Raw genomic sequence first — 23,745 nt, forward strand, 5'->3', positions numbered from 1 at the left:
AGAATGAGATATCGATTACTTACTAGCTTGAAAGAAGGTGGAAATGGCATGAAAAATCGTAAAAAACAAACGGCTGCAGTCCTACGCTCAAAAAAGACGGATTTTAAACAATTTGCGATTACCTTGCTATGTGTGGGATCGTTCTTCTATTTAGGAACCATACTCCCTTCTGTTGAAAAAACGATGGTTTCCACGAATGTCTATATGGGAGCCACAATTTTGTTCCTCGGTATGTCTATTCTATTTTTCAGATTATCTAATAAATATAAAAAGATCTTGGCAGAAATGGATGACCATGACTCTTTAAAACAATAAAAGCAAGCCTGATTCTTCGTAGATGTTGACGGAGAATCAGGCTTTTTTGTTTTTCAAACATCTAGAGAAAATCAATAACAGGATAGGGCTGCTTTTTCATACTAATTTCCTCCCTTAGCTGTGAATTTCTAATAAAAATAGGAAAAAAGAAAGAACTTTCAAAAAAATAGGCAAAAGCCGTTTACAAAAATGCCATTTGTGGATATACTTACCAGGTAATAAAAAATATTCCAAAGGAGGTCGATGAAAATGAAATTGTATCTACAAGGATCTATCACTAATCAGATTGGCTGGACTGTTTCAAATAACAATCACATACTATTCGACCTGTGCCAAGCGGAATATTTCTAAAGCAATTTTGGCTTTATTAATCATTCAGACATAGCGGCCGCAGGGAGAAGTCTTTTATCCTGCGGTCTTTTTATATTCTCTTAAAAATCCCGCAGGAGGAAGTAACTTTCTGCGGCCTTTTTATGCCTTTTTTGGTAAGCCGCTCCCTTAAAGGAGGTGATATTATGACACTGAATATGCTATTTTTTACAATCACAATAAAAATGAAAAAAATGACTGCTGAAGAATGTTTGCAACAGGAGAGAATTAACAAGCTTCGTGAAGAGCACTTAAACAATGCAATGAAGCATCGTCCTTTTTTCTAAGACTTGATATGTACGGTTATCCGTTAGGATTTATAAATTTTAGGAAAGGTGGAGGTAAATATGATTAAATTGGTTTATATAAAAGGAGATAAGTATTGTTATTGGAATGAGAAGGATACCGGCTAATGGATTTGTTTACCTTTCACAGTATTGCCATTGTTTGTATGTAAATTGTTCAAATAAGCAACGGTTAAGAGCAGCGGAAACATGATAAATTGAAGATAAGTTAGATATGGGGAGTGATTCTTGATGTTCTCAATGGTAATGATCCTTATTTTTACTACTGTCATCGGAACTGTAATCGCTGTAAATGTTTCCGTCGATGCCGATCAGCCGCTTCACAGTTTGAAGTAATAATGTAAAGTAGAAAACTCGGCATTTCAGCCGAGTTTTTTATATGCTTTTAACAGCAGCAGGGACCGAGTCCACCGTCTCCAAACCCACATCCCGGCAGCCACCAAAAGCCGAATATGAGCAATAAAATCAAGAGGACAATAAATAGGCCATACCCAAACCCGTAACATCCTCCTCCATAATAAGGTGCTGGACCCGGATAACCATAGTTGTACCCGTATGGTCCATAGTTATATCCCATAGTAAAAACCCCCTCTCCCTAAAAATTCACTATCATTATATGAATTTTTGTATTTGTCCGATTGGGATTTCAACCATTCTTGTTTTAGACATTTTTTTACTTTCATGATTTCTTTTAGTGGTACAGACACGAACAAGCCCACTGTTGCATAGTTATGAATAGGGAAACCAAAGAAACGGGAGGATGAGACCAATGCCCGGAATACTTACAGCTGTAGGCTATATTATCAAAGAATTTTACTTATTAGTTTCCTATGTAAAAAACAACGCTTTTCCCCAGCCCTTGTCATCCCAGGACGAAAAGAAATACCTGAAGCTCATGGGTGAGGGTGATGGTGATGCCCGTAACATTCTTATCGAGCATAACCTCAGACTTGTTGCCCATATCGTCAAGAAATTCGAGAATACAGGCGAAGATACAGAGGATCTGATTTCGATTGGGACAATAGGCTTGATAAAGGCCATTGAAAGTTATTCCGATGGAAAGGGTACGAAGCTGGCCACATATGCAGCACGTTGTATCGAGAACGAGATCCTGATGCATTTACGAGCAACAAAAAAAACGAAAAAGGATATTTCATTACATGACCCGATTGGTCAGGATAAAGAAGGAAACGAAATCAGTTTAATTGATGTGTTGAAATCAGAATCAGAAGATGTCATTGATACGATTCAGCTCAATATGGAAATTGAAAAGGTGAAAAAGTATATTGATATTTTGGATGAACGGGAAAAGGAAGTCATTGTTGGCAGGTTCGGATTAGATTTAAAAAAGGAAAAAACCCAGCGGGAAATTGCTAAAGAACTTGGGATTTCCCGTAGCTATGTATCGCGTATTGAAAAACGTGCCTTGATGAAGATGTTCCATGAGTTTTATCGAGCGGAAAAAGAGAAAGAAAAGAAAGCAAAAGGATAAAAATCATTTTTTAAAGCAAAAAGAGTACGGTCAAACTTCCCGCACTCTTTTTGTTTTAATATTTATTTCTGAATAGTTCTGCAAAGGCATGATAAATCTCAATACCTTGGGAAAGGAACAGACGTGAAGCAGTTAAAGAAAAGACACCAATCATTATTAGGCGGAACCACATGTTCATCACTCCTCGATTTTATTTTTTTATAAAATCTTAGAGTTTGTGGATACGTAATTCGCCTGGAAAAAGACTGGGCTGAGAAATCTCCGTCGAATATTTGAATGAAAATAAAGAAAATTAAAAATACAAAATTCGAAAGTAAGAAAAAGGATAACGTCCTGCCAGGAACCTAAGAAAGGTATGAACGGGAGCTTTTTCTCGGCCTTATCCCAGTGATGAACATCAGTGTGTTCTTCAAGGTTTAATGGCTGTGCGTGATGTTGAAGAGGTATATGCAGTGTCCAAAGAAGCAGGGTAATGGCTGACAGCTGGATAAATAGTTTCATGTAAACCTTCCCCTTTCCTAAGGATGTAACCATCATAACATGCTTTTAATTATGGATATAGAAAAATGTTTCGAAAAATTACTGAAAATTCTTTTTAGTTAGAAAAATATAGGTAAAACCTCTATAATAGGTTTATTGATAAAAGGGGGCAAACAGAAAATGGAATATTCTTTAACATGGGATTTGGATATCTTTTTTAAAGGAGGAAGCTCTTCTAAGGAATTCCTGCTTTTTTTAGATGAAATCAATCAAGAGGTTCAAGAATTTGATCGTCTTGTAAGTAAGATAAATTCAGAAGAAAATGATGAAATCAGTTTGATCCAGGCATTTGATCTTTTTAAAAATTTAAATATGAAATCGAGACAGGCTAGCGCCTTTATAGGATGCCTGGAAGCTCAAAATGCACAGGATAAAAAGGCAGGTCAACTGCGAATAAAACAATTGAAGAGTGTGGCGTCACTAAAAATGGTGGTAAGTAAACTGGATGAAAAGCTAGTGGAGCTTGATGAGGTGTTTTTTCAGAGTATCCTCAATAAAGAACCGTTGAATGAACTGAAATATGTATTGAATGAACGTAGAGAAAGAGCGAAGGAAAGGCTGTCTGTTAAGGAAGAGTCACTAATCACCCAGCTATCCATGGACGGGTTTGAAGGCTGGAGCCAAATGTATGATACAATTGTGGGCTCGATGACCATCCCTTTTAAGGGTGAAGCACTTTCTGTTGGTCAGGCGGCTAATAAATTTTCTGATCCGGATAAAAACGTCCGGAATGAATTGTTTACTGCTTGGGAACAGGCTTGGGATGAAAAAAGTGATCTTTTTGCCCGGACTTTGAATCATTTAGCAGGCTTTCGTCTCAGTGTGAATGAAAAAAGAGGCTGGGATGATATTTTGAAGGAGCCGCTAGAAATCGGCAGGATGAAGAAAGAAACCCTCGAGAGCATGTGGACCGTAATTGCTGAAAATAAGGAGCCGCTAGTGAAGTTTTTACATAGGAAGGCGGAATTACTTGATTTGGAGAAATTAAGTTGGGCTGATTTGGATGCTCCTCTCGCTGTTACAGCAGAGTCAAAGGTAATGAATTATCAAGAAGGTGCAGATTTTATCGTGCAGCAATTTTCTAAATTTGGAACTCAGTTAGCGAACTTCACTCAAAAAGCATTTGAAGACAGCTGGATTGAAGCAGAAGACAGACCAGGAAAGAAGCCAGGCGGTTTTTGCACAAGTTTCCCTTTGGATAAGCAATCCCGGATTTTTATGACGTATTCGGGCACCCCTTCGAATGTGTCGACATTGGCTCATGAATTGGGGCATGCTTTCCATTCATATGCGATGAGGGATATCCATCCATTGAATCGATCATATGCAATGAACGTGGCAGAAACAGCCTCTACGTTTGCAGAGATGGTCGTTTCGGATGCAGCAGTGAAAGAAGCGACAAATGAGGAAGAAAAACTGATTCTTTTAGAAGATAAAATTCAACGTTCTGTGTCATTGTTGATGAATATCCATGCTCGTTTCTTATTTGAGACAAGATTTTACGATGAGAGAAAACAGGGATATGTCAGTGCCGAACGCTTAAATGAACTAATGGTTGAAGCGCAAAAAGAAGCCTATGGTGATGCGCTAAGTGAGTATAATCCAACGTTTTGGGCTTCAAAGCTTCATTTCTATATAACAGGTGTACCGTTTTATAATTTCCCATACACATTCGGATTCTTGTTCTCATTAGGCATTTACGCGAATGCGCTTAAAGAACCTTCTGGGTTTGAAGAAAAATATATTGCTTTACTAAAGGACACCGGTTCCATGAAGGTCGAGGACTTGGCAGAGAAACATTTAGGCGTGGATTTAACTACCCGTGATTTTTGGGAAGAAGCGGTTACTGCCTGTATGGAGGATGTCGAAGAGTTCATCCGTTTGACCGATCCTCTAGTTCAAAAAGCATAAACTTGGTCTAGTTAAAATAAGAACAAAAAAGCGGATGTCCGGTTTAGGACATCCGCTTTCCCATTTAAACTTTTTTCAGTTTAAATGGACTGACCATAAGTAATGATAATATAATCATGAGGGATAAGAAAAAGACAGGGTGGAGATAAGGAATGGCTAAATAACTAACGGTGGCTAAACAGCCTGCAACGGTAATCGGAACGCCGGTAAAATATCCATTGCTTTCACTGATGTTAAAACGGGCTAGACGAAATGCGCCACAGCCGATGTAAAAAACCGTAAATAGTGTGCCTGGAGCTCCGAATTCTATTAAAATTCCTTGGTATAATAATAGAGCTGGTGCAACGCCGAAAGAAATAATATCGCACATGGAATCAAGTTGCTTACCTAATTCCGATTCAATGTTAAACTTCCTGGCAACCATACCGTCAAAGCGATCTGCAAGGGCAGCTAGGAAAATTAAAAGCAAGCTTAAATTCAATTGGCCGTGCATCACGGCAATTATTGCAAATCCACCAAGGGATAAATTCATTAAAGTAAGTATATTTGCTGTTTGGGCTTTCACTTTTTTAATGGTTTGATCTAGGGCGTGTAATAAAAACATCTTTTCACTCCTTTCAAATAAAACAAATAAAAACAAAATATAGTAAACATAAGTATTTATTATATAATAATATTTTATTTAACACAATTTATGCAAGGGGTTTTAGAATTATTTTACAATTTGGAGTGGTTTTGTTTGTATCAATCTTTTTATCGTATTCTTATTGAACTGACGAATGGAAGGTATTCGTCAGGTATATTAAAGCATTTTAGCCAATCTCGTTGGAGTAAGCCGTTGATTTTATTTTATGTAAAAACTTTTAACCTTAATCAACAAGAATTTGGTAAGGACCTAAAAACGTACAACAATCTGCATGAGTTATTTACAAGACACTTAAAGCGGGAGGCAAGGCCAATTACGGTGGAATCTTCTGCAGTAGCATGTCCTGTAGATGGTGTGCTCGAGGATGCAGGGGAAATTCGAGCTGATAAAAAAATTGTAGTAAAGGGAAAAGTATATTCGATAGAGGAAATGCTAGGGGACGCGCTTTTTTTAGAAAAGTACCTAGGTGGTAAATATCTCGTGTTATACTTAAGCCCGAGTCATTATCATAGGATTCATGCGCCTATTTCGGGTTCTGTGGTAAAACGTTGGACGCTTGGAAAGAAATCTTACCCTGTTAATAAATGGGGAATGAAATATGGAAAAGAGCCATTATCGAAAAATTATCGTACAATAACAGAGCTTCAAAATGAGGCGGGATGTTTAGCAATGGTGAAAGTCGGTGCCATGTATATTAATTCCATCGTTATTACTGATGAATCGAATCACTTAGAAAAAGGACAGGAATTTTCTTATTTCAGTTTTGGTTCAACAGTCGTGATGCTTTTTGAGAAAAACAGTTATCAACTCGATGAAAACTTATCTATTCCCGCTGATGTCCGTGTCGGTGAAAAGATTGGGTACATGAGAGTCGTTTAATAATCATCAAATAAAAATAAGAAGGCTGACATGTTTTGTCAGCCTATGTATTTCATTTTAAAATATTGATCGGATTTTATGTGTCAAAGATCTTCGATGAATTTCCGTTTCTATGAGGCGGATGAAATCGGTACTTAACTTTAAATATTGCGCTTTAAAATAGGATTCCAGCAACAGATCATCAGATAGTTTTTGCATCAGAACGCCATTTACGGCTGCTCACCTCCAGTAGGGATTGCGAGGAATATTTTTGTAATTACTTGCATATATTAGTAGGTCATCCATGATGTACCCCTACTGTATCAGAAATAAACGTAGAGAACAATCGTTCTGTTATCCACAGTTGAAAGTGGATAACCTGTGGTTAAGTTGTTTACAAGGTGAACGAATAGATACACAACAGTATGGAAAATGTTAGTAAAGTTATCCACAGGTCAGGTTAATGAAATTTTTGTCGAATTCTTTTAGTAATAATTAGTTCTTTCGTCTGTTCAGACAGTTGGATTTTCTAGTCTTTTCGAAAAATGCCTTTCCATATTAGAAAACTTACATTATGATGATTTTTTACCGATAGCCCTTCGTTCCTAATTTTTTTTGAAAGTAAGCCAAAAATTCGATATGATGGAGACGGTAAATTTTATGAAAACTATAGAGGTGTCAATATGCTTAAATTATTTTTGCCGAGTGAACATGTTAAAAGCATTTTTAATATAGATCCTCAAGATTTGAAAAAAAGAGGGATTAAGGGAGTTATTACTGATTTAGACAATACACTCGTTGAATGGGACAGGCCAACCGCTACCCCTGATTTAATCAAATGGTTTGACAATATGCGGGACCATGGGATTTTAGTGACGATTGTGTCCAATAATAATGAAAAACGGGTACGTGCTTTTTCCGATCCGCTTCATATTCCATTTATTTTTCAGGCTAGAAAGCCGATGGCGAAAGCTTTCCATAAAGCCCGTAAGGCGATGGGATTGAAGGTAGAGGAAACAGTGGTAATCGGCGATCAGTTATTGACGGATGTATTGGGCGGAAATAGAGGTGGGTTTCATACCATCCTAGTGGTCCCTGTCGCACAGACTGACGAATTCAGAACGAAAATCAATCGTTATTTTGAAAGAAAGATTATGGCGTTTTTTAAACGAAAAGGAATGATAGAATGGGAGGATCACAATTGAACAATCATCAAGAATTAGTGTGCATCGGCTGCGGCGTTAAGGTCCAGACGGAAGATCCGAAGGAATTAGGCTTTGCGCCTAAATCAGCACTTGAAAAAGAGAGCATTGTTTGTCAGCGCTGCTTTAAACTGAAACATTATAACGAAGTTCAGGATGTTTCCTTAACAGACGATGACTTCTTGAAAATCTTGAATAAAGTAGGCGAAACTGATTCATTAATCGTCAAAATCGTCGATATTTTTGATTTCAATGGAAGCTGGCTGCCAGGCCTTCATCGCTTTGTAGGCAGAAATGATGTTCTTTTAATTGGTAATAAGGTGGACTTACTGCCCAAATCAGTAAAGCCGAACAAATTGATTAATTGGATGAAACAATCTTCGAAGGAACTGGGATTGAATCCGGTTGATGTTCTCCTTGTCAGTGCCGAAAAAGGAAAGCACATTCTTGAAGCTGCTGATGCGATTGAACGGTATCGTCAGGATAAAGATGTCTATGTTGTTGGCTGTACGAATGTTGGTAAATCGACTTTCATCAACCGTCTTATTAAAGAGGTGAGTGGTGAAGGGGATATCATCACGACTTCTCATTTTCCAGGCACAACTTTGGATATGATTGAAATTCCTCTAGATGATGGACAGGCCTTGATCGATACACCAGGAATCATTAATCATCATCAAATGGCTCATTATGTAGATAAACGTGATTTCAAGGTGATTATGCCGAAGAAGGAAATCAAGCCGAGAGTGTATCAGCTGAATGAAGAGCAAACGCTATTTTTCGGCGGTTTGGCTCGGTTGGACTATGTTTCGGGTGGCAGACGCTCGCTGACTTGCTATCTTTCGAATGAATTAAATATCCACCGGACAAAACTGGAAAAAGCGGATGAATTATATAAAAATCATGCAGGAGAATTGCTGACGCCTCCGCGTCCTGAACAGATGGAAGAATTTCCGAAGCTTGTTCCTCATGAATTCTCCTTAAAAGATGGTAAAATGGATATTGTGTTTTCAGGCCTTGGCTGGGTAACTGTCAATGAACCAGGTGCGAAGATCGTTGCGCACGTTCCAAAAGGTGTGAACGTCATAGTTCGAAAATCTTTAATCTAAATATAGGGGTCGTCTGTCTATGAATAAGATATATGGGGTAATAGGAGATCCAATTGCGCATTCGATGTCTCCGGACATTCATAATGATGCATTTGAAAAAGAAAATATAGAAGCGGTTTATCACCATTTTCATGTAAAACCAGAGAGCTTGATTGAAGCGGTACAGGGTATGAAAGCCCTTGGTGTAGCAGGGTTTAACATCACGATTCCTCATAAAACTACGGTCATCCCACTTCTTGATGAAGTAGATGAACTGGCCCTTGCAATTGGGGCGGTTAATACAGTTATTAACGAAAATGGACGATTTATAGGGTATAATACAGACGGAATAGGATTTTATAAATCTTTATGCGATGAAATATCAGGTGACATTAAGGCTAAAAAAACGTTAGTGATCGGAGCGGGCGGTGCTGCACGTGCGATTTATTTTACTCTTGTAAAAGAAGGTGTAAAGCACGTTGATATTGCAAACCGGACAAAGGAAACAGCAGCCCACCTTGTTTCTGATTGCCCATATGATAAAGAATCAAAGGCGCTCACGATTGCCGAAGCGGAAGAAGGCTTATCACAATATGATTTAATCATCCAAACAACTTCTTCTGGAATGAGTCCGCACATTGAACATTCTCCGTTGAAGTTGGACCAGTTGAAGGCTGGTGCATTTGTCAGTGACATCATCTATAACCCTTTGCAAACGAAATTGCTTCGTGAAGCGAGGGAAAAAGGGGCGGAAACGCAAAATGGTGTTGGTATGTTTGTCTACCAGGGTGCGCTCGCTTTTGAGATATGGACGGGCATCATGCCTAATACAGCAAGAATGACAGATATTGTCTCGAACAAACTAGGAGGTAACACATGTTAACAGGTAAACAGAAAAGATTTTTACGATCAAAGGCCCATCACCTAAATCCAATTTTTCAAGTTGGAAAAGGCGGTGTTAATGATAATCTCATTAAACAAATTGGTGAGGCGCTAGAAGTACGCGAACTAATCAAGGTTAGCATATTGCAAAACTGTGAAGAAGACCGTAATGATGTGGGTCTTGCATTATCAAAAGGGGCAAGAGCAGAATTGGTTCAAATTATCGGTAACACAATTGTGTTATATAAAGAATCAAAAGAAAACAAACAACTTAAACTACCTTAAGGAACCTATCTATGAAAAAAATTGGAATTCTTGGCGGTACATTTAATCCTCCTCATATCGGTCATTTAATTATAGCTAATGAAGTGCTGGATGCTCTAGAGTTAGATGAAATTAGATTCATGCCAAATCATGTTCCTCCTCACAAGGAAAAAACGGAGGAAGTAACCGATATGGACAGGTTGGCTATGTTGGAAAATGCCATAGCTGGACACCCATCTTTTTATATTGAGGATATTGAAATAGAAAGAAAAGGCACATCCTATACGTATGATACGATTAAATTGCTGAAAGAACGCGAACCAAGCAATGAATTTTATTTTATAATAGGTGCAGATATGATTGAGTATTTACCTAATTGGCACCGGATCGACGAGCTTATGCACCTAGTCAATTTTGTCGGAGTGAAACGTCCCGGCTATAATGAAAAGACAGAATATCCAATCACGATGGTGAAGGTTCCACAAATGTTCATTTCTTCCTCTATGATACGAAGGAAATTGCGAACAGGAAAAACCGTGAAATATTTAATAGCAGATCCAGTGGTGAAGTATATTAAAGGGAATGGTTTATATGAATCGTGAGAAAGCATTAGCGCTCGTCAAAGAACAAATAACCGAGCGCAGGTATATTCATACGTTGGGCGTGGTCGAGTCAGCAATAGAACTTGCCGAATTGTATGGTGCAGATGTCAAAAAAGCGGAACTGGCAGCTATTTTCCACGATTATGCAAAATTTCGTCCAAAAGAGGAAATGGAACAAATAATAATCTCTGAAAAAATGGCGCCGGATTTACTTGAATTCAATATGGAACTGTGGCATGCTCCTGTAGGGGCTTATCTGGTAGAAAAAGAAGCCGGGATCACTGACCGTGAAATATTGGATGCGATTGCCTATCACACATCAGGCAGGGTCGGTATGAGCCTTTTGGATAAGGTCGTATATCTTGCTGACTATATTGAGCCTGGGCGTTCTTTTCCTGGAGTCGACGAAGTAAGGCAGACAGCAAAGGAAAGCTTGGATCGTGCTGTCATTCAAGCTTTAAGGAATACAGTTGTATTTTTAATGAAAAGAAATCAGGCAATTTACCCTGATACATTTAAGACATATAATGATTTAATCATGAATTTGAAGGAGAAGATGTAATGACTGAACGTGAACTTCTTGTAATTGCAGCAAAAGCGGCGGACGATAAAAGAGCGGAGGATATCGTTGCTCTAAATATGCAAGGTATTTCTTTGGTGGCGGATTACTTTTTAATCTGTCATGGTAATTCTGAAAAACAAGTACAAGCTATTGCTCGAGAAATGAAAAGCAAAGCAGACGAATCAGGGATCAATGTAAAACGCCTTGAAGGTTTTGACGAAGCGAAATGGGTACTTGTAGATCTTGGAGATGTTGTAGCCCACATTTTCCATAAGGATGAAAGAAACTATTATAACCTTGAACGTTTATGGGGAGATGCACCTTTTGAAGATCTAGAGAGTGAATTGACTCCATGACTTACGAACGCTTTGCCTATGTATACGATGAATTGATGAAGGACGCTCCATATGAAAAATGGCTGATGATCCTGACGGCGAAGCTGGAACAGTACGGAATTGGTGGAAGGAAAGTCCTGGACTTAGCATGCGGCACTGGGGAAATAACAGTAGAACTGGCGCAGCATGGATTTGATGTCTCTGGTGTAGATTTGTCTGATGAAATGTTGATGGTTGCCAATGAAAAAGCGGCGAAGCTAGGGTTATCGATTCCCTTTTTTCAGCAGAATATGGCAGAACTCGAAGGGCTTGGTCTATATGACTGTGTCACGATTTTTTGTGATTCGTTGAACTATCTTCGTGAGGAAGCGGATATTGTAAAAACGTTCTCCAGGGTGCATGAACATCTGAAGGATGGCGGATTATTTTTGTTTGATGTTCATACTATTTATAAGATGGAAGAAATCTTTCACAATAATACGTTTGCCGTCAATGATGAAGAGGTCTCCTATATTTGGGATTGCTTCCCGGGTGAAGAAGAATACAGTGTTGAACATGATTTAAGTTTTTTCGTGAGGGACAATGATAGTGGCTTGTACGACCGTTTTGATGAGTTGCATTATCAGCGTACCTATCCGGTTGAGCAATATAAAAAATGGTTGCAACAAGCAGGTTTTGAAGTTTCTGAACTTCTGGCGGACCTTGAAGAAGCACCGGTCGGTAAAGAAACCGAAAGAATCTTATTTGTAGCCAGAAAATAAATCAAGGGGTCAGGCCTCCTATCGTACATCACTGTGCGAAAGGATGCCTGACCCTTTATTTTTTTATATTTTTAGAAGGAGAATAGATTTCGGATGCGAATATTAATAAGGATGGCCAAATTGTTTTTCAACCTCGTGAAGATCTTCTGCGAATTTTTCGTGTGTCGCTTGAAACAGATGATGAAACATTTCTCCGGTTTCAGCTTCTAAAACCTTAATTCCTTCCCCTGTGATCCCACCTTTTACGCAAACCTTTTCCTGTAAGGTCGGTAATGTGTAAACTCCCTTACCAAGCAATTCACCTAACCCAATCAGCATGTTCTCGGTCAAAGTCGTTGCGGTTTCTTTATCTATCTTCGTTGTTTGACAGGCGGCTTCAATAAAAGCTTGTGCTAAAAAGCTAAAGAAGGCAGGTCCGCAGCTTACAATGTCGGAAGCTACCCGGGTGATATCATTTTCAATGATGACCGGTGCCGATATGGCAGATGCCAGATTAAATAAGGATTGCTGTGTCTCTTTGCTGCACCCTTTGCTGAAGCTCAGTAACGATACCCCTGATCCCACACGGTTCGTTATGCTTGGGATAAAACGGGCGCATGGAGCATTCACTTCTGATTCAAGCTGTGCCACTGAAAGCGGGCTTGTAATGGAGATAAGTAGTTGTTCTCTTTTTATATGGTGTTTGATGCCCTGTAAAAGGCTGTGAATTTGTAATGGTTTTACGCAGAGAAAAATAAAGTCTGCCTGTTGGACGATCTCGGCGGCGCTTTTCGCTACCTCGATACCGGGATGCTTTTCTTTCAGCACCAATGCTTTGGAGAGCGTTCTATTTGTAATGAGTAGATCAGCCGGATTTAGTATTTTAGCCTCCAGCCACGCTTCGATTAAAATCGTTCCCATATTGCCTGTTCCAATTACACCGATTTTCTTCAATACTTTCAACTCCTCTCACTAAAAGCGAATCTCCTAAAAACACTATGTATTTTTAATCTGTCCTATGACAATGTAATGTTCGAATTCAAAGAAGGAGGCTAAGAAGTGGATAAAATATTAAAAAAGAAAATGGCGATGATTGCCGCTGCAGTAGCTACTGGGGCGATAGGAGTTTACTTTTTCTTTCAACCTGGGAAGGAACTGGTTGAATCAGAAGATATCTTTGCAGTATCAGCAAACGATGGCATTGATGAAATGACAACTGAAACGAAGGCAGAACCTCTTATCATTAAAGTCGATGTTAAGGGAGCGGTACAGGCACCTGGTATATTTACTGCGGAGGCAGGTGACAGGGTGATTGATTTGATTTCGAAAGCGGGAAGTTTCACAGACAAGGCCGATAAGGATAAAGTGAATTTTGCCCAACTTGTTGAGGACCAAATGGTCATTTACGTACCCAAAATAGGTGAAGAAGGCATAGAACTTCCCGGGAATGCATCAGCCGCCTCGAGCGGAACTGCGGCTACTGGAGGGGCATCTGAGAGTTCAAGGGGCCAGGTTAACTTGAACACAGCCACAAAGGAGGATTTAGAAACCCTGTCTGGGATTGGCGCATCAAAAGCAACGGCCATCCTTGAATACAGAGATACGATAGGGAAATTCAAGCAGATAGATGAATTGAAGAATGTATCAGGGATCGGTGATAAAACATTTGAAAAATTAAAGGATTCTATTTCCGTAAAATGATTGATTGAATTCTCTACACAAATGGACAGGAAGAAGGTAAAATTGAAGAAAATCAATTTTATTAAGTAAAAGGGGACCACAACATGAACAGGATTAGCTGGGATCAATATTTCATGGCTCAAAGCCATTTATTAGCTTTAAGAAGCACATGTACACGACTAACTGTAGGCGCAACAATCGTTAGGGATAACCGGATTATTGCGGGAGGCTACAATGGTTCGATTGCCGGGGGAACGCACTGTATTGATGATGGTTGTTATGTAATAGATAATCATTGTATTAGAACGATACATGCTGAAATGAATGCACTTTTACAGTGTGCCAAATTCGGTGTGCCGACGGCAGAGGCGGAAATATATGTTACGCATTTTCCATGCCTGCAATGCTGTAAATCACTCATTCAAGCTGGAATCAAAGCTGTTTATTATGCAGAGGATTATAAAAACCATCCATATGCAATTGAATTGTTTGAGCAGGCTGGGGTCAAAACGGAAAAGGTTGAAGCAAGAGGAGCCATCGATGTATACGGAAAAGAAAAACAGGACTTTGTACGTTCGTTGCTAGGTCAACTAGAACAATCCGGTTTAGAGAAAGAAGCTGTGCTGGAGCTAGAAAAGGAGGCAAAACTGTTATTTAACAAATAATTAGACAGGGGGTTGGCATGGCAAGACAACTTCTCTTTTTAGCCGTTTCGGCCACGTTTGGCGTTTCGGCCCATTCATTTTTTAGTGTAAGACTTTTAATCGTTTTCCTTATTTTCCTCTGTTTTATTTATTATTCGAGTGCGGGTGAAGGGAAGACCCTTATACTTCATGTGGTGATTATGGGGATTTTTTTAGGGTCCGCTACTGCCTCCGAACATCGAAACATCTCTTCTTATCAGGGAACGGAAAGTCATTTTGTTATTACATTTACAGACCAACCGAAAATAGATGGAAATCTATTAAAAGGTTTCATCATCAGTGAACAAGGAGAACGGCTGATGCTTCGATATAAAATAGCCTCCGAACAAGAAAAGGAAAAGCTTGATCAGTATCTTCGCATCGGTTTATCTTGTCCGGCCGAGGGAAATCTGCAGGTTCCTGACAAACACCGTAATGAAAATAGCTTCGATTATCAACGTTATCTCCTCCAGCAAAACACTCATTGGATATTTAAAGCGAGTTCTATTTCTTTTTCGAAATGCAAAAAGGTTGGAAACTCGATTGTCGTTTCAATTCGAAATTTGCGGATGAAAGGAATTTCGTATATAAAAAAACACTTCCCAGAAGAATCGAGTGGATTTGTCACAGCCCTTATTTTCGGTGATCAGACGGATATCGATGAAGGGGATCTTACTAACTATCAGCGTCTAGGTCTTGTACATTTACTGGCGATTTCGGGACTTCATGTCAGTTTTTTAACGGGGATGTTGTTTTATCTTGGTATCCGCTTCGGAGTTACTCGCGAGAGAATGATGATTGCCATCCTTATCTTTCTTCCGATTTACATGATACTTTCAGGAGCAAGCCCGTCAGTGATGAGATCATGTTTGATGGCTATGGTATTCTTTTTGCTCATGCTTTTCAAGAAACGAATTTCAGCAGGTGCCACAATCGGTGCGGTCTATATGACCCTGCTATTTTTTCAGCCACTTATGCTCTATAATATTGGGTTTCAGCTTTCTTTCGCTGTCACCTTTTCAATCATTATGTCTTCGAAAATCTTTTTGCAGTACCCACAAAAGACACTACAACTTTTCATTGTCAGCTCAATCAGCCAATTGGCAGCCCTTCCGATTTTACTTTTTCACTTTTATGAAGTATCTTTCCTTGGTGTGTTTCTAAATGTACTGTATGTGCCTCTTTATTCCATCATTTTGCTGCCTTTTTCACTAATCACCCTCTTTATCCATCTGTTACTTCCTGTTTTAGGTCAACCCCTTATTTCGTTATTAAACTTCACCTTCCTGCTCAGTAATAGGGTCGCCGATGCTGCATCGAATCTTCCTCTTGCCTCCATTCCGTTTGGAAAACCACTTTTCATTATGATGTTGTTGCTTGTTGTTGCAGTTTTAGGACTGTTCCTGACTTGGGAGAAATCTTTTAGTAAATGTAAAATCTGGTGTGGAATAATGATTTTACTATTACTTTTTCAATACAATCTACAAAAGCTATCTCCATTTGGTGAAGTACAGGTAATTGATGTTGGACAGGGTGATTCAATTTTAATTACTCTTCCGTTTAACCGGGGAAATTACTTGATTGATACGGGGGGACAAATTACGTTTCCTATGGAAATGTGGAAAAAAAAGCGAAAGACTTATAATACGGCTGATGATATCATTATCCCGCTGCTGAAAAGTAAGGGTATTCACCATTTGGACAAGCTGATTTTAACGCATGCCGATGCTGATCATATAGGAAGTGCAAAAGACCTCATTGAAAATTTCAAAGTTAAGGAGATAGTTATTGGAGGTTGGAGTGAGGACGATTATCGAGATAAAGACTTTGTTTCCATTGCAAGAGATAAGAGGGTAAAAGTGACAGTCGTACAAAGGGGCGAACATTGGAAAGTTGGGGAAGCTGAGTTTTTCGTTCTAGATCCACATAAAAAAGAAGAAAATAAGAATGATTCATCCATTGTTTTATATACAGAGTTAGGGGGATTGTCCTGGGTATTTACCGGAGATATGGGGGAAGAGGGGGAAAAAGAATTGATGGATACTTACCCTCAGTTGCGGGCTCATATTTTGAAGGTCGGTCATCACGGCAGTAAGACTTCTTCCTCGAAGCCTTTTCTCGAACAATTGCAGCCAAAAGCAGCGCTTATTTCAGTTGGAAAAGAGAATAGGTACGGTCACCCACATGAACAAGTTATTGAGGCCTTGAAAGAATATAATATTTATTTGTTTAGGACGGATGAAGATGGTTCTATTATTTACAAGTATTACAAAAGTGAAGGAACCTTTCGGAAGACTATTCCATAGTATGTAGAAATCAAAAAGAAAGAGACTGCATCAGCAGCCTCCTTCAGGGAAAAATAAGTGCATTTTGAAAAATGAAATCAGGATCCGACTGCTTTAATGACGACAGCAATGGTGAACATGGCAGCGAAAAATACAAAAGAACCGATGAATCCCATAGCGGAATCAGCGACGTCATCAGTCTTTGATTGAACATTCTTTTCGAATTCGTTCATTGTTTACCCCTCCTATTTCTGCTAATAGTATAAAACATTACCAAAAAAAAATCTACAGGCCACATTTCTTCATTTCCTTTACTGACAAGAGTTGTCACAAATAGTTTGAAATTTTGAGGTCAAAATAAAGGTACAAACAAAGCAAGCGAAAAAGAAAAGTTCACTTTTTTGTTCTACATGAATACTTTACCCGCTTTCAAGGGAGTTTACCCGGGCCTTTCTTGAAAGTGTTCATATAGATCCGGAATTAGTCCTTTAGAGGGCTAGTTCCCTTTATAGCTTGTCAAATGGTTCATCCACCTATACCATTAGAGAAGAATACATAAAAAAGAGGCGGATTCTATTGGTATTAGACGTATGGAAAAGTATTAAAAAAGGGCAATTCGCGCCTGTATATTTGTTATATGGAACAGAAGCTTATTTAATTAATGAAACAAAGCAGCTTTTGATTGAGCATGTCCTTCACGAAGATGAAATGGATTTTAACTTTTCTCAATTTGATTTAGAAGAGACGCCGATTGAAACAGCGCTTGAGGACGTTGAAACTCTTCCTTTTATCGGGGAAAAACGCCTTGTCTTCATGCAAAATCCATTTTTTTTGACAGCTGAAAAAACGAAATCGAAAGTTGAACATAATGTAAAAAGACTGGAAGCGTATTTGGCTGACCCAGTTCCTTATTCTATTGTTGTTCTGACAGCTCCTTATGAAAAACTGGACGAACGGAAAAAGATTACCAAAGAACTGAAGCGTAATGCGGTTCTCGTTGAAGCGAAAAAGCTTGGCGATCATGAATTAAAGGCATGGGTTAAGGAGCGCGTTGCAGCTTATTCTGTCCAAATAGATGAACAAGCCACAGAACTTTTGCTCGAACTTGCAGGAACGAATCTGATGATGTTGACAAATGAACTTGATAAAATGGCACTTTATGTAGAAGCTGACAAACGAATTACCATTGAGGTTGTTGAAAAGTTAGTCGCTAAATCTCTAGAACAGAATATCTTCACACTTGTTGATCATGTTTTGCAGCGAAAAATGGAAAGTGCTATGACGATTTTTCACGATCTTCTTCGGCAGAATGAAGAGCCGATTAAAATCTTGAGTGTAATGGCCGGACAGATCCGACTTATGTATCAAGTGAAGGAGCTTTCGCGTCAAGGGTATAGTCAGCAAAAAATTGCAGGGCAATTGAAGGTGCATCCATACCGAGTAAAGCTAGCCCTAGAAAAAACGGGGAAATTCCAGGAACGCGAGTTGTTGAGTATAATGAACGATTTAGCTGAAGCGGATTATAAGATGAAATCGGGTCAAGCCGATAAGGCGATCACACTTGAGTTGCTGCTTTTGAAAATTAGATAACAATAAAAGGTGACAGAAATTCCTGTCACCTTTTTGGTGCGTAAAAAAAAACGATCCATAAGGATCGTTTAATTTTTGTCATTATGCGTTAAGAGCGTTAAGTCTTTTCGCTAAACGAGATTTTTTACGGGCTGCCGCATTTTTATGGATTAATCCTTTAGATGCAGCTTTGTCTAATTTTACAGCAGCTGTTAAAAGAGCTTCTTTAGCAGCTTCAACGTTTTCACCAGCTAATGCAACTTCAGCGTTTTTCACTGTAGTACGCATAGTTGATCTAACAGTAATGTTATGAACGCGTTTTTTGTCGTTGATTTTCACACGTTTAATAGCAGATTTAATGTTTGGCATTCCGTTCACCTCCTACAAAGAAATCGAGATTATATGAACTCGACTTTTCAAATCCATATCAAATAGCACAAGTGATATTCTATCAGACTGCTCATGAATATGCAATACTTCAGATTGAGAATCGAAAAGGAATTATAATTTCAGTAAATAAATTCATCTCGTCATATTTCATTGTACCAAAAAAATGAATAATAAAAAAGCTAAAACGACAGAATGTTTAAGAGAGACTATGGAAATTACTAGAGTTAGATACAAATCAAACATCAGGAGGCCGCTATGGAAAATCATTTGGACCTTAGTAAGTTCGGAATTCGGACAGATTTGGCGATTGAAGCAAAAGATATTGCTCTTGAAAATAAGGGTGTTGTTGAAGAAGTTGATGTTTCCCATATCGAAGGGGTCATAATAAAGGAAAAAGAAGTGGATGATCTGAAAATTTCCTTAGTCGAGGTCACGGCTGAGGGAGAAAAAGAGATTGGTAAAAAACAGGGGAGCTATTTAACCATTGAAGTTCAGGGTATCCGCCAACAGGATACGGACACACAGCAACGAGTGGAGAAGGTGTTTGCTGAAGAGCTAGCCTACTTCTTAAAAAGAAATAATATCACGAAAGAAAGCAGTTGTTTAGTCGTCGGCCTCGGTAATTGGAATGTGACCCCGGACGCTTTGGGGCCAGCCGTGGTCGAGAACCTGGTAGTCACAAGGCATTTGTTCGAGTTGCAACCAGAGTCTGTTAAAGAAGGTTATCGGCCGGTAAGTGCGATCTCTCCAGGTGTTATGGGGATTACAGGAATCGAGACGAGCGACATTATCAAAGGAGTCATTGAAAAAAGCAATCCTGATTTTCTCATCGTCATTGATGCCTTGGCAGCCCGTTCGATTGATCGGGTAAATTCAACGATTCAAATAACTGATACAGGCATTCATCCAGGGTCAGGTGTTGGAAATAAACGAAAGGAATTGAGTCAGGAGACACTGGGGGTTCCTGTTATAGCAATTGGAATACCTACCGTCGTTGATGCTGTATCAATTACTAGCGACTCGATTGATTATATTTTGAAGCACTTTGGCAAGGAACTGAATGAGGGTGACCGCCCATCACGTTCATTAGCCCCCGCAGGATTTAGTTTTGGGAAACGTAAAAAGTTGACTGATGAGGATATGCCAGGTGAAAAGGAACGGAAAACCTTCTTGGGCATGATTGGTGTCCTTCCGGACGAAGAAAAGCGGAAACTGATTTATGAAGTGCTTTCACCGCTCGGTCAAAATTTAATGGTTACACCAAAAGAAGTCGATGTTTTCATTGAGGACATGGCCAATTTGATAGCCAATGGATTGAATGCAGCGTTGCATGGGTCAATTAATCAAGAAAATACTGGCTACTATACCCGCTAGTTCATTTTAGTGCCCAAAAATGGTGTTCTACCCTTTCTAGCAAAGTCATAGGTATTAATAGACAAGCTATAGAGAGGGTGGAAGGATGAAAAGAAGAAATTCCCCAGGGATCATAACAGCTATTCACGGTTCAACTATAGTAAAAACTTTTCTAGGTATTCTCGCCTTGCTTCTTTTTGTTTTTTCCGTCAGCGGGGTCATGACGTCTCTACGACCGGAGTATCGGATATCTTCGGATTCCGTACATACCGTAGCGAACCAATTTTCAGGGAAAATGCTGTTCTCGATGCTGGCTAATGAAAATCATTACTTTTTTAATGCCCTGCCTGAAGGTAAACAAGAATCGGTGATCACAAATCAATTGATAAAAATCTCGACTAATATTTCTATGGAGGATCCGCGAAGCTTGCTTGGTCGGGAACTTCCAGGCTTCTCGATTTTTGATAATGAAATCCTTGTTGCTGGTGAAGGAACCAATTATACGAATATGCCGTATGAATCTTCGCCGCCGGTAGATGTCCTGAACGAAGAAAGGGATGCGTCCCTGCAAAATCTGGATGAGATCGAAGAACCTGAAAAAGGAGTGGCTAATCAGCCAAATCAGACAACCAATGGGCGAAAAGTTGTTGAAATTTATCATAGCCATAATCGGGAGTCATATCTCCCTTATTTAAAAGGGGTTACAAATCCTAATCTCGCCTATCACTCTAAAATCAATATTACAAAACTCGGGGCACGAATGGTGGAGGACTTGGCTGATAACGGGATAGGCTCATCGCTTGATAATACGGATATTATGGGCAATTTGAATAATAAGGGATTGAATTACAACAAATCCTATCAAGAGTCTCGTAAATCCGTTCAAACGGCATTGGCTACCAACAAAGATCTAGAATATATGATTGATATCCATCGTGATTCAAAACGAAAAAAACATACGACCATTAACATTAACGGTAAAGATTATGCCAAGATTGCCTTCGTCATTGGGGGAAATAACCCGAACTTTGAGAAAAATGCAGCGCTTGCCAATAAACTTCATAAAGCTCTGGAAAAAAAATACCCTGGCATTTCACGAGGGGTTATGAAACAAGGCGGAGCGGGTCATAATGGAGTATACAATCAGGATTTGTCAGGCAATGCCATGCTCATTGAAGTTGGCGGTGTTGATAATACGTTTGAAGAAATGTATTTAACCGTTGATGCATTTACCGATGTATTCAGTGAATTTTATTGGGATGCTAAAGCGGTGGATAAAACAACTGGAGAATCAGAAGCGAAGTAATTTGAGAGGAGTTCTCTAACATGGTTCGATTTTGGTTAAAATGCACGGGGATTATACTCGTATTATTTTTAGGCGTCCTTATTGGAATGCAGCAGGCGAATGACGGCATGAAAAAAATGAAGGGATATGAAGACCCCTCTTTGAATAGTGCATTTATTATCAACCAATCGGACCAAGGGGAGATGGAGGCGGATATCCTTGGTGAAAAAGTAACAAGTCATGATTTAGAGACGAAAAAAGAAAAGCTTGAAGAAATGAAGGCTTTCAACTTTTTCTCATCTCTTGGCAAGACTCTCGGCGAAACGATATCAGCGGCCTTTCAAGCGCTTATAAATATGATTTAAGCTTGCGCAAGAAAAGTCGAATAACTCTGTCGAAAGGCTGCATCCGAGAATTCGGAATGCAGCCTTTTTTTATCCCTGGCACTACAATGATGCTTCTTTTGTAACTATTCTGTTGAATCTTGCATTTTCTATTGATATAATAAAAAATAGTGTATTGTGTCGACTAGTGGGAGTGAACGTTATGAATAGAGAAGAAAAATTAAAAAGACAATCCAAGATTCGTAACTTTTCCATCATCGCTCATATTGATCATGGTAAATCTACATTGGCGGATCGTATCATAGAAAAAACGAACGCTATGACTCAACGTGAAATGAAGAGTCAGCTGTTAGATTCCATGGATTTAGAGCGTGAGCGTGGAATTACGATTAAATTGAATGCAATTCAATTAAAATATAATGCGAAAGATGGCGAAGAATACATTTTCCATCTTATTGATACACCAGGGCACGTCGATTTTACCTATGAGGTTTCGCGAAGCCTTGCTGCGTGTGAAGGTGCAGTCCTTGTTGTCGATGCGGCGCAGGGTATTGAGGCCCAGACGCTTGCAAACGTATATTTAGCATTGGATAACAATTTGGAAATCATCCCGGTCATCAATAAAATTGACTTGCCGAGTGCTGATCCAGAACGTGTTCGTAATGAAATTGAGGAAGTAATCGGGTTGGATGCTTCTGATGCAGTTTTGGCTTCAGCTAAAGCCGGTATCGGAATCGAGGAGATTTTGGAGCAGGTCGTTGAATTAGTACCGGCACCACAAGGAGATCCTGAAGCACCGTTTAAGGCGCTTATTTTCGACTCGCTATTTGATGCATATCGGGGTGTAGTTGCCTATATCCGGGTTGTTGAAGGGTCTATTAAAGTGGGCGACAAAATTAAAATGATGTCCACAGGCAAAGAATTTGATGTCACGGAATTGGGTGTCTTTAATCCAAAAACACAACTGCTTGATGAACTAAACGTAGGTGATGTTGGTTTCCTTACAGCAGCTATTAAAAACGTTGGTGATACGACAGTTGGTGATACGATTACTAGTGCTGTGAATAGTGCGACAGAGCCGCTGCCAGGTTATCGGAAAATGAATCCGATGGTATATTGCGGTTTGTATCCGATTGACGCATCGAAATTCAATGATCTACGGGATGCATTAGAGAAATTGGAATTGAATGATTCAGCGCTGCAGTTTGAGGCGGAATCATCTCAAGCATTAGGCTTTGGTTTCCGTTGCGGTTTCCTAGGACTTCTTCATATGGAAATCATCCAAGAGCGTATTGAACGTGAATTCAAAATTGATCTAATTACTACTGCGCCAAGTGTTATTTACGATGTCGTTCAAACTGATGGAACGGTTTTGAAGGTTGATAACCCATCTAACATGCCGGATGCCCAAAAGATTGAACGTGTTGAGGAGCCATATGTAAAAGCAACAATGATGGCACCAACAGAATTTGTAGGCACAATCATGGAAATCTGTCAGAATAAACGCGGGAACTTCATTGATATGGAATATATCGATGAGACACGTGTAAGTATTCACTATGAAATACCATTGTCGGAAATCGTATATGATTTCTTTGATCAATTGAAATCAAATACAAGGGGCTATGCTTCATTTGATTATGAATTAATCGGCTACAAACCGTCCAAGCTTGTGAAGATGGATATTTTACTGAATGCTGAGACGGTCGATGCTTTAAGTTTCATCGTTCATAAGGACTTCGCTTATGAGCGTGGTAAAGTTATTGTTGAGAAATTGAAGAAATTGATTCCAAGACAACAGTTTGAAGTTCCAATTCAAGCAGCTATTGGACAAAAAATCGTGGCCCGTTCTTCTATTAGTGCAATGCGTAAAAACGTACTCGCTAAATGTTACGGTGGCGATATTTCCCGTAAACGTAAATTGCTTGAAAAACAAAAAGAAGGTAAAAAGCGGATGAAACAGGTAGGTTCTGTTGAAGTACCGCAGGAAGCTTTCATGGCTGTTTTGAAAATGGATGATACGACTCCAAAAAAATAAATGATAG

Annotated in this window: 27 protein-coding genes; 21 read left to right on the plus strand and 6 right to left on the minus strand. The window is 39.2% G+C overall.

Annotated elements, in window-relative coordinates; genetic code table 11:
* The first annotated feature begins 48 nt into the window (after positions 1 to 48).
* Together JFU50_RS18375 and JFU50_RS18380 are read left to right on the plus strand one after the other, a co-directional pair.
* On the plus strand, positions 49 to 315 hold the full coding sequence (locus JFU50_RS18375) for a YrhC family protein (protein WP_053347037.1): 267 nt from the start codon (positions 49 to 51) through the stop codon (positions 313 to 315).
* Between the two features lie 515 nt (positions 316 to 830).
* Entirely contained in the window at positions 831 to 971 is a 141-nt protein-coding gene (locus JFU50_RS18380; protein ID WP_201185881.1) for a YrzI family small protein, read from the plus strand.
* Positions 972 to 1,374: 403 nt separating this feature from the next.
* On the opposite strand, the gene JFU50_RS18385 is transcribed toward JFU50_RS18380, so the two are convergent.
* The gene (locus JFU50_RS18385) at positions 1,375 to 1,566 is read right to left on the minus strand and encodes a hypothetical protein (protein WP_201185880.1); all 192 of its coding nucleotides are present in this window, start codon (positions 1,564 to 1,566) and stop codon (positions 1,375 to 1,377) included.
* A gap of 192 nt (positions 1,567 to 1,758) precedes the next feature.
* Here JFU50_RS18385 and sigK point away from each other — a divergent pair, with 192 nt between their 5' ends.
* Both sigK and JFU50_RS18395 read left to right on the plus strand, forming a co-directional pair.
* Positions 1,759 to 2,481, plus strand: a complete 723-nt coding sequence (sigK, locus tag JFU50_RS18390; RefSeq protein ID WP_053347035.1) for an RNA polymerase sporulation sigma factor SigK — start codon at positions 1,759 to 1,761, stop codon at positions 2,479 to 2,481.
* A gap of 660 nt (positions 2,482 to 3,141) precedes the next feature.
* Positions 3,142 to 4,932, plus strand: coding sequence for a M3 family oligoendopeptidase (locus tag JFU50_RS18395; RefSeq protein WP_201223620.1), 1,791 nt, complete (start codon positions 3,142 to 3,144; stop codon positions 4,930 to 4,932).
* A gap of 64 nt (positions 4,933 to 4,996) precedes the next feature.
* On the opposite strand, the gene pssA is transcribed toward JFU50_RS18395, so the two are convergent.
* Positions 4,997 to 5,536 carry a CDP-diacylglycerol--serine O-phosphatidyltransferase gene (gene pssA / locus JFU50_RS18400; protein WP_056528566.1) on the minus strand — a complete coding sequence of 180 codons (540 nt, stop codon included), beginning with the start codon at positions 5,534 to 5,536 and terminating at the stop codon, positions 4,997 to 4,999.
* A 135-nt stretch (positions 5,537 to 5,671) separates the two neighbouring features.
* Between pssA and JFU50_RS18405 the strand changes: the two genes are divergently transcribed.
* Complete coding sequence (locus tag JFU50_RS18405) at positions 5,672 to 6,457, plus strand: phosphatidylserine decarboxylase (protein WP_056528573.1); 786 nt, start codon at positions 5,672 to 5,674, stop codon at positions 6,455 to 6,457.
* A gap of 57 nt (positions 6,458 to 6,514) precedes the next feature.
* On the opposite strand, the gene JFU50_RS18410 is transcribed toward JFU50_RS18405, so the two are convergent.
* Positions 6,515 to 6,655: a sporulation histidine kinase inhibitor Sda gene (locus JFU50_RS18410; protein WP_201185876.1), complete on the minus strand. Its 141-nt coding sequence runs from the start codon at positions 6,653 to 6,655 to the stop codon at positions 6,515 to 6,517.
* Positions 6,656 to 7,119: 464 nt separating this feature from the next.
* Between JFU50_RS18410 and JFU50_RS18415 the strand changes: the two genes are divergently transcribed.
* Genes JFU50_RS18415 through JFU50_RS18450 form a run of 8 tightly spaced genes read left to right on the plus strand, consistent with a single transcriptional unit; the run spans position 7,120 to position 12,132 of the window.
* Positions 7,120 to 7,641, plus strand: coding sequence for a YqeG family HAD IIIA-type phosphatase (locus tag JFU50_RS18415; protein ID WP_201223622.1), 522 nt, complete (start codon positions 7,120 to 7,122; stop codon positions 7,639 to 7,641).
* Positions 7,638 to 8,747, plus strand: coding sequence for a ribosome biogenesis GTPase YqeH (gene yqeH, locus JFU50_RS18420; RefSeq protein ID WP_376102761.1), 1,110 nt, complete (start codon positions 7,638 to 7,640; stop codon positions 8,745 to 8,747). Before JFU50_RS18415 ends, yqeH begins: the two co-directional genes overlap by 4 nt.
* Positions 8,748 to 8,766: 19 nt before the next feature.
* The gene (gene aroE, locus JFU50_RS18425; RefSeq protein WP_201185874.1) at positions 8,767 to 9,609 is read left to right on the plus strand and encodes a shikimate dehydrogenase; all 843 of its coding nucleotides are present in this window, start codon (positions 8,767 to 8,769) and stop codon (positions 9,607 to 9,609) included.
* Complete coding sequence (gene yhbY / locus JFU50_RS18430) at positions 9,603 to 9,893, plus strand: ribosome assembly RNA-binding protein YhbY (RefSeq protein ID WP_053347027.1); 291 nt, start codon at positions 9,603 to 9,605, stop codon at positions 9,891 to 9,893. Before aroE ends, yhbY begins: the two co-directional genes overlap by 7 nt.
* A gap of 11 nt (positions 9,894 to 9,904) precedes the next feature.
* Positions 9,905 to 10,474, plus strand: a complete 570-nt coding sequence (locus JFU50_RS18435) for a nicotinate-nucleotide adenylyltransferase (RefSeq protein WP_053347026.1) — start codon at positions 9,905 to 9,907, stop codon at positions 10,472 to 10,474.
* Positions 10,464 to 11,036, plus strand: coding sequence for a bis(5'-nucleosyl)-tetraphosphatase (symmetrical) YqeK (gene yqeK / locus JFU50_RS18440; protein WP_116820732.1), 573 nt, complete (start codon positions 10,464 to 10,466; stop codon positions 11,034 to 11,036). The genes JFU50_RS18435 and yqeK overlap by 11 nt, the downstream gene beginning before the upstream one ends.
* Positions 11,036 to 11,392, plus strand: a complete 357-nt coding sequence (gene rsfS, locus JFU50_RS18445; RefSeq protein ID WP_057218744.1) for a ribosome silencing factor — start codon at positions 11,036 to 11,038, stop codon at positions 11,390 to 11,392. Before yqeK ends, rsfS begins: the two co-directional genes overlap by 1 nt.
* Positions 11,389 to 12,132 (plus strand): class I SAM-dependent DNA methyltransferase, encoded by a 744-nt coding sequence (locus tag JFU50_RS18450; RefSeq protein WP_201223624.1) that lies wholly within the window; start codon positions 11,389 to 11,391, stop codon positions 12,130 to 12,132. Before rsfS ends, JFU50_RS18450 begins: the two co-directional genes overlap by 4 nt.
* Positions 12,133 to 12,234: 102 nt before the next feature.
* On the opposite strand, the gene comER is transcribed toward JFU50_RS18450, so the two are convergent.
* Positions 12,235 to 13,065: a late competence protein ComER gene (gene comER / locus JFU50_RS18455; RefSeq protein ID WP_223305467.1), complete on the minus strand. Its 831-nt coding sequence runs from the start codon at positions 13,063 to 13,065 to the stop codon at positions 12,235 to 12,237.
* A gap of 105 nt (positions 13,066 to 13,170) precedes the next feature.
* On the opposite strand from comER, the gene JFU50_RS18460 reads away from it, so the two are divergent.
* From JFU50_RS18460 to JFU50_RS18470, 3 genes are all read left to right on the plus strand, one after another.
* Positions 13,171 to 13,812: a helix-hairpin-helix domain-containing protein gene (locus JFU50_RS18460; RefSeq protein ID WP_309557896.1), complete on the plus strand. Its 642-nt coding sequence runs from the start codon at positions 13,171 to 13,173 to the stop codon at positions 13,810 to 13,812.
* 83 nt (positions 13,813 to 13,895) lie between these two features.
* Positions 13,896 to 14,456, plus strand: a complete 561-nt coding sequence (locus tag JFU50_RS18465) for a ComE operon protein 2 (protein WP_053347022.1) — start codon at positions 13,896 to 13,898, stop codon at positions 14,454 to 14,456.
* 17 nt (positions 14,457 to 14,473) lie between these two features.
* Complete coding sequence (locus JFU50_RS18470; RefSeq protein ID WP_201223626.1) at positions 14,474 to 16,780, plus strand: DNA internalization-related competence protein ComEC/Rec2; 2,307 nt, start codon at positions 14,474 to 14,476, stop codon at positions 16,778 to 16,780.
* Positions 16,781 to 16,857: 77 nt separating this feature from the next.
* Here JFU50_RS18470 and JFU50_RS18475 read toward each other — a convergent pair whose 3' ends face one another.
* Entirely contained in the window at positions 16,858 to 16,992 is a 135-nt protein-coding gene (locus JFU50_RS18475) for a YqzM family protein (protein ID WP_081108861.1), read from the minus strand.
* Positions 16,993 to 17,335: 343 nt separating this feature from the next.
* Between JFU50_RS18475 and holA the strand changes: the two genes are divergently transcribed.
* Positions 17,336 to 18,349, plus strand: a complete 1,014-nt coding sequence (gene holA / locus JFU50_RS18480) for a DNA polymerase III subunit delta (protein WP_056528604.1) — start codon at positions 17,336 to 17,338, stop codon at positions 18,347 to 18,349.
* A gap of 81 nt (positions 18,350 to 18,430) precedes the next feature.
* On the opposite strand, the gene rpsT is transcribed toward holA, so the two are convergent.
* Positions 18,431 to 18,697: a 30S ribosomal protein S20 gene (gene rpsT, locus JFU50_RS18485; RefSeq protein WP_034308554.1), complete on the minus strand. Its 267-nt coding sequence runs from the start codon at positions 18,695 to 18,697 to the stop codon at positions 18,431 to 18,433.
* Positions 18,698 to 18,973: 276 nt separating this feature from the next.
* On the opposite strand from rpsT, the gene gpr reads away from it, so the two are divergent.
* The 4 genes from gpr (at position 18,974) to lepA (ending at position 23,738) form a co-directional block, all read left to right on the plus strand.
* Positions 18,974 to 20,092: a GPR endopeptidase gene (gene gpr / locus JFU50_RS18490; RefSeq protein WP_201185868.1), complete on the plus strand. Its 1,119-nt coding sequence runs from the start codon at positions 18,974 to 18,976 to the stop codon at positions 20,090 to 20,092.
* Between the two features lie 85 nt (positions 20,093 to 20,177).
* Positions 20,178 to 21,377 (plus strand): stage II sporulation protein P, encoded by a 1,200-nt coding sequence (spoIIP, locus tag JFU50_RS18495; protein ID WP_201185865.1) that lies wholly within the window; start codon positions 20,178 to 20,180, stop codon positions 21,375 to 21,377.
* Between the two features lie 20 nt (positions 21,378 to 21,397).
* Positions 21,398 to 21,721, plus strand: a complete 324-nt coding sequence (locus JFU50_RS18500) for a YqxA family protein (RefSeq protein WP_056528609.1) — start codon at positions 21,398 to 21,400, stop codon at positions 21,719 to 21,721.
* Positions 21,722 to 21,902: 181 nt separating this feature from the next.
* Entirely contained in the window at positions 21,903 to 23,738 is a 1,836-nt protein-coding gene (gene lepA, locus JFU50_RS18505) for a translation elongation factor 4 (RefSeq protein ID WP_056528610.1), read from the plus strand.
* Positions 23,739 to 23,745 lie beyond the last annotated feature (7 nt).

Origin of the sequence: Peribacillus sp. TH14, from assembly GCF_016651145.1 — a bacterium.
GTDB classification, from domain to species: Bacteria; Bacillota; Bacilli; order Bacillales; family DSM-1321; genus Peribacillus; species Peribacillus butanolivorans.

Bases quoted from the DNA above. Each gene is read 5' to 3' on its own strand.
- JFU50_RS18500 (WP_056528609.1), top strand. From the start codon at position 21,398: ATGGTTCGATTTTGGTTAAAATGCACGGGGATTATACTCGTATTATTT.
- JFU50_RS18385 (WP_201185880.1), bottom strand. From the start codon at position 1,566: ATGGGATATAACTATGGACCATACGGGTACAACTATGGTTATCCGGGT.
- lepA (WP_056528610.1), top strand. From the start codon at position 21,903: ATGAATAGAGAAGAAAAATTAAAAAGACAATCCAAGATTCGTAACTTT.
- JFU50_RS18465 (WP_053347022.1), top strand. From the start codon at position 13,896: ATGAACAGGATTAGCTGGGATCAATATTTCATGGCTCAAAGCCATTTA.
- aroE (WP_201185874.1), top strand. From the start codon at position 8,767: ATGAATAAGATATATGGGGTAATAGGAGATCCAATTGCGCATTCGATG.
- JFU50_RS18395 (WP_201223620.1), top strand. From the start codon at position 3,142: ATGGAATATTCTTTAACATGGGATTTGGATATCTTTTTTAAAGGAGGA.
- yqeK (WP_116820732.1), top strand. From the start codon at position 10,464: ATGAATCGTGAGAAAGCATTAGCGCTCGTCAAAGAACAAATAACCGAG.
- pssA (WP_056528566.1), bottom strand. From the start codon at position 5,536: ATGTTTTTATTACACGCCCTAGATCAAACCATTAAAAAAGTGAAAGCC.
- JFU50_RS18415 (WP_201223622.1), top strand. From the start codon at position 7,120: ATGCTTAAATTATTTTTGCCGAGTGAACATGTTAAAAGCATTTTTAAT.
- JFU50_RS18470 (WP_201223626.1), top strand. From the start codon at position 14,474: ATGGCAAGACAACTTCTCTTTTTAGCCGTTTCGGCCACGTTTGGCGTT.
- sigK (WP_053347035.1), top strand. From the start codon at position 1,759: ATGCCCGGAATACTTACAGCTGTAGGCTATATTATCAAAGAATTTTAC.
- JFU50_RS18450 (WP_201223624.1), top strand. From the start codon at position 11,389: ATGACTTACGAACGCTTTGCCTATGTATACGATGAATTGATGAAGGAC.
- rpsT (WP_034308554.1), bottom strand. From the start codon at position 18,697: ATGCCAAACATTAAATCTGCTATTAAACGTGTGAAAATCAACGACAAA.
- JFU50_RS18380 (WP_201185881.1), top strand. From the start codon at position 831: ATGACACTGAATATGCTATTTTTTACAATCACAATAAAAATGAAAAAA.
- rsfS (WP_057218744.1), top strand. From the start codon at position 11,036: ATGACTGAACGTGAACTTCTTGTAATTGCAGCAAAAGCGGCGGACGAT.
- JFU50_RS18475 (WP_081108861.1), bottom strand. From the start codon at position 16,992: ATGAACGAATTCGAAAAGAATGTTCAATCAAAGACTGATGACGTCGCT.
- JFU50_RS18410 (WP_201185876.1), bottom strand. From the start codon at position 6,655: ATGCAAAAACTATCTGATGATCTGTTGCTGGAATCCTATTTTAAAGCG.
- JFU50_RS18375 (WP_053347037.1), top strand. From the start codon at position 49: ATGAAAAATCGTAAAAAACAAACGGCTGCAGTCCTACGCTCAAAAAAG.
- JFU50_RS18435 (WP_053347026.1), top strand. From the start codon at position 9,905: ATGAAAAAAATTGGAATTCTTGGCGGTACATTTAATCCTCCTCATATC.
- gpr (WP_201185868.1), top strand. From the start codon at position 18,974: ATGGAAAATCATTTGGACCTTAGTAAGTTCGGAATTCGGACAGATTTG.
- yhbY (WP_053347027.1), top strand. From the start codon at position 9,603: ATGTTAACAGGTAAACAGAAAAGATTTTTACGATCAAAGGCCCATCAC.
- spoIIP (WP_201185865.1), top strand. From the start codon at position 20,178: ATGAAAAGAAGAAATTCCCCAGGGATCATAACAGCTATTCACGGTTCA.